Below are 3,772 nucleotides of genomic sequence, written 5' to 3'. Positions count from 1 at the left end.
AGTCGACTCCCCGGAACCGGGGATAGCCGGGCGTCCCGCCCGACTTGACCCGCTGGAAGAACGCCGCGAACGCCTTGTCCAGACGGCGGAGCGTCGCCTGCTGGGAGGAGAACGACCAGCGGCCCTGATGCTCCGGATCGAACGCCCGGATCTCCTTGAGCTGCGCGGACTGCTGGCCGTACCTGATCGACGTCTTGGAGATGTGTCGGTAGGCGTCGCGGCGTTCTTGCAGCGCCCCGTTGTAGAGCGAGCAGTGATCGCGCAGCATCTCGCCGAGCGCTTGCGTCTGTCCCACGGTGGGCCGCATGAGGAACTTGCAGAAGCGGCCCACCTGACCGCCACCCGAAGCCGCAGAGAACTCCGCCGCTTCGCGGCTCCGGACCAAGAATCGCATTCCCGCCCGGCCTAAAGGCCGGGATTCCCTGCGAAGATCAGGAGATGGAACGGGCCACCACCCTGGGCAGCCTCGCCACGCGCGGCGAAGCCGTCGCCCCGCAGCGCCTCGCCGAACTCGCCGCCGAGTTCGACATACCGGTCGCCGACCTACTCGTCGTGGCAGGCCACCCGGTGCCGGAGGAACTCCTCCCCCCGGAGCGCGACGGCAAGGCCGTGAGGGCCTTCGCCTATCGCGTCAGCCACTGCGGCCACGCCCAACTGACCGTGCTGGACGACTACGTCCGTTCGCTGCCGCGTGTCGCCCCCGCCGGGGGCTTCGTCCAGACGACCTCCCCGCGCCACCCCCCGGCCACGACCGGATTCGCCGCCGTGCTGGGCGGACTGATCCGCAACCGCGGCTTCGGCATCCGTGAACTGCCCTTCATGGGACTCTCCCTCAGCACCCTGTACGGGATGACGTCGCACTGGGGGCCGAGCCCGCACCGCCCGCAGCAGCTCTGCGCCGTGGCCGGCCCGCTGGGCTGGACCCTGTCCGACCTCTTCGCCGTCGCGGCCGAGCCGTACTCGCAGGACTTCCGGCCGATGATGCACTGCCGCCACCTCGGCCGCGTCCTCACGGCGGCCGCCCCCTTGGGCACCGCTCAGCTGGTCCAGGCCGCGAAGGAGGCGGACCGGCTGAGCGTGCGCGCGGACCACGGCGCCTGGCGACCCGTCGCGCAGGGCTTCGCCGCGGACTGCCCCGACTTCGCCTAGTGTGACGATCATGGATTCAGCAGCCCCGCGGCTTCGACCGTTGCTCTTCCTCGACGTCGACGGTCCGCTGATCCCCTTCGGGGGCCCTGCGCCGGGCCGGCCGGGCGCCGAGGGGGCGGGGAACCCGCTGCTGTCGCTGATCGGGCCTGCCCTCGGACGCCGACTCGTTGAGCTGGACTACGAGTTGGTGTGGGCGACGACGTGGGGTGAGGACGCGAACGTGGCTGTCGCTCCCCGATTGGGGTTGCCGGCCCTGCCCCTGCTCCCTTGGCCGGACGACCCAGCGGTGGAGGAGCGCGACGTGCGCGCCGGGCGGCACTGGAAGACGCGGCCGATCGTCGCCGCCGCCGCGGGACGGGCGTTCGCGTGGGTCGACGACGAGATCGGTCGCGCGGACCGCGACTGGGTGGCGGCGCATCACGACGGGCCTGCGTTGCTGCTGCGGGTGGATCCGCGGACCGGGTTGACCGGGGAGGACTTCGAGCGGCTCGCCGCGTGGTCGACGGGTGCCGGGGCGGTCAGGCGGGGGTGAGGGGCGCGGCCTCGCGGCTGAGGCGGAGGACGTCGCGGACGACGCGGGGGTCGGTGGCCCAGCGGGTGGGGGTGATGGGGGTGGTCTCCGGGCCGAGGAGGAGGCCGGTGCGGTCGGCGAGCGAGGGGTCGGCGGCGGCGAGGAGGGACGGGCGGGCGGCCAGCGCGGCCGGGCCGGCCGTGGCGCGTTCGAAGGTGCGGCGGACCAGCGGCCACAGCAGGCGGAGTCCGGGGGAGACGATCCTCGGGTCGGTCATCGTTCCGTCGGTCATCGCGGTCGCCGCGCCGCCGGGGTCGGCGGCGAGGACCGCGACGCCGGTTCCGGCGAGCCGTCGCGCGAGGTCCAGGGTGTAGGCGAGGTTGGCGAGCTTCGCCCGTCCGTACCAGTGGAAGCCGTAGTAGCCGCCGCGCGGCTCGACCGCGTCGAAGCGGTGCTTGGCCGTCCGCACCGCGCCGGAGGTCACGTTCACGATCCGGCTCGGCGCTCCGGAGCCGAGCGTCTCCGTCGCCAGCAGTGCCTCCGTCAGCAGGTACGGCGAGAGGTGGTTGACGGCGAAGGACGCCTCGACGCCGTCGACGGTCAGCCGTCGCTCGGGGAACATCGCTCCGACGTTGTTGACCAGGACGTCCAGCGCCCCCCGCGCGGACAGCCGCGCCGCCAGCGCGCGGACCTCGCCGAGCGACGCGAGGTCCGCGGCGACGAACTCCGGCCCACCGTCCGTCGCGACCGCCTCCAGCCGCTCGACCGCGCGCGCCCCGCGCTCGGCGTCGCGGCCGACCACGGTGACCGCGAAGCCGGCGGCGGCCAGCCCGAGTGCGGTCTCCAGGCCGATGCCGCCGGTCCCGGCCGTCACGACTGCCCGTCGCGTCATAGCGCCCCTCCATGCCCTTGATCGGATGCGTCCCACAGAGGAAGCGGATTACTATCCGCTTCCGGGGGCAGACGTTAGCACAAGCGGATGGATATCCGTTTGAGTCCGATGCGGCTCAGCGCGGCGGGCGCAGGCCCTCGAGCAGGACGCTGAGGTAGACCTCGATGCGCAGCGGGTCGCTGTCGCCCGCCCGCACGGCGTGCTCGATCCCGCACAGCAGCCGCCGCACGTCGTCGGCCTCGACGTCGCCGCGGATGGCGCCGGTCTCACGGGCCCGGCCCAGCAGCCCGGCGACGGCCTGGTCGAGCTCGGCCTTGAGGGCCGAGGTCTGCGCCTCCGCGTCGCGGGAGGACTCCAGGACGGCCGCGAACTCCGGATCGTCCAGCGACCGTGCCAGCGCGTAGCGCAGCAGGCGGTGCAGACCCGCAAGCGGGTCCGGCTCCTCCGCCGCGGCCCGGGCCTCGTCGACGAGCTGGGCGAAGCGCTCCACCGACAGGGCCTCCACCAGCGCGTGACGGGTGGGGAAGTGGCGGTACACGGTGCCCACGCCGACGCCCGCGAGCCGGGCGATGGCGTTCAGCTGCAGCGAGCTGTCGCCTGCGGCGAGCTGCTCGCGGGCGATCTGCAGGACCCGCGCGCGATTGCGCGCGGCGTCCGCGCGCATCGCCGTCCCACGCTCAGGCTTCGGGGTCGCGGGGCTCGGTGTCACGCCGACCAGGATACTGACCGGTCCGTCGGCGCCGCGCTCGTGGTTCGATCGCGCCCGCATCGCCCCGACCACCTGCGGCACGCCGCCGAACTGCTCCTCGAAGCCCCGGCGGTCGACCCCCTCGCGCAGGCGGACGTCGCTGAGCAACTGCATGGTGCGGCCGAAGGACTCACTGCCACGGGGATGCTCGGCGTCGCCTGGCCTGCTGTCCGCGTTGCCGGTGCTGCTGTCCGTCATGGTGTCCTCGACCCACCGGACCGCCGGCGGCCGGGCCGCCGGCGAGATGCTGCGCGGCGCGCTGACCTCCACGGCGGGCACGCTCGGCTTCATGCTGGTCCTCTGCTTCGCCCCGACGCGCCTCGGCCCGGTCGCCGCCTTCGCGCTCGCCTGCTCGGCGCTGGTGCTGGGCGAGCGCGCGCTGCGCCGGGGCGCGCCGCGCGCCACGGCCGGCCGGGCCGCCTGAGCGCCGGTGCGGGCGGCGGCGGTCCCGTGCGGGTGTTGTGCCGGTTCC

At 74.0% G+C, this 3,772-nt stretch carries 5 protein-coding genes and 1 pseudogene; 3 read left to right on the top strand and 3 right to left on the bottom strand.

The window, feature by feature from the left end; genetic code table 11:
- Nucleotides 1-331: pseudogene (locus tag TR50_RS42025) on the bottom strand (RNA-guided endonuclease TnpB family protein); the annotation flags it as partial.
- A 107-nt stretch (nucleotides 332-438) separates the two neighbouring features.
- Here TR50_RS42025 and TR50_RS42020 point away from each other — a divergent pair.
- Both TR50_RS42020 and TR50_RS42015 read left to right on the top strand, forming a co-directional pair.
- Entirely contained in the window at nucleotides 439-1,149 is a 711-nt protein-coding gene (locus tag TR50_RS42020) for a hypothetical protein (RefSeq protein ID WP_042435964.1), read from the top strand.
- A gap of 10 nt (nucleotides 1,150-1,159) precedes the next feature.
- On the top strand, nucleotides 1,160-1,681 hold the full coding sequence (locus tag TR50_RS42015) for an HAD domain-containing protein (protein ID WP_042435973.1): 522 nt from the start codon (nucleotides 1,160-1,162) through the stop codon (nucleotides 1,679-1,681).
- Here TR50_RS42015 and TR50_RS42010 read toward each other — a convergent pair.
- Together TR50_RS42010 and TR50_RS42005 are read right to left on the bottom strand one after the other, a co-directional pair.
- Complete coding sequence (locus tag TR50_RS42010) at nucleotides 1,668-2,552, bottom strand: SDR family NAD(P)-dependent oxidoreductase (protein WP_042435961.1); 885 nt, start codon at nucleotides 2,550-2,552, stop codon at nucleotides 1,668-1,670. The genes TR50_RS42015 and TR50_RS42010 overlap by 14 nt on opposite strands.
- A 115-nt stretch (nucleotides 2,553-2,667) precedes the next feature.
- On the bottom strand, nucleotides 2,668-3,498 hold the full coding sequence (locus tag TR50_RS42005; protein ID WP_236654827.1) for a TetR/AcrR family transcriptional regulator: 831 nt from the start codon (nucleotides 3,496-3,498) through the stop codon (nucleotides 2,668-2,670).
- Here TR50_RS42005 and TR50_RS42000 point away from each other — a divergent pair.
- Complete coding sequence (locus TR50_RS42000) at nucleotides 3,497-3,724, top strand: hypothetical protein (protein ID WP_152648941.1); 228 nt, start codon at nucleotides 3,497-3,499, stop codon at nucleotides 3,722-3,724. The genes TR50_RS42005 and TR50_RS42000 overlap by 2 nt on opposite strands.
- Nucleotides 3,725-3,772: the final 48 nt, after the last annotated feature.

This window comes from Streptacidiphilus anmyonensis (assembly GCF_000787855.1).
GTDB classification, from domain to species: Bacteria; Actinomycetota; Actinomycetes; order Streptomycetales; family Streptomycetaceae; genus Streptacidiphilus; species Streptacidiphilus anmyonensis.
This window is presented reverse-complemented; position numbering and strand designations above follow the sequence as displayed.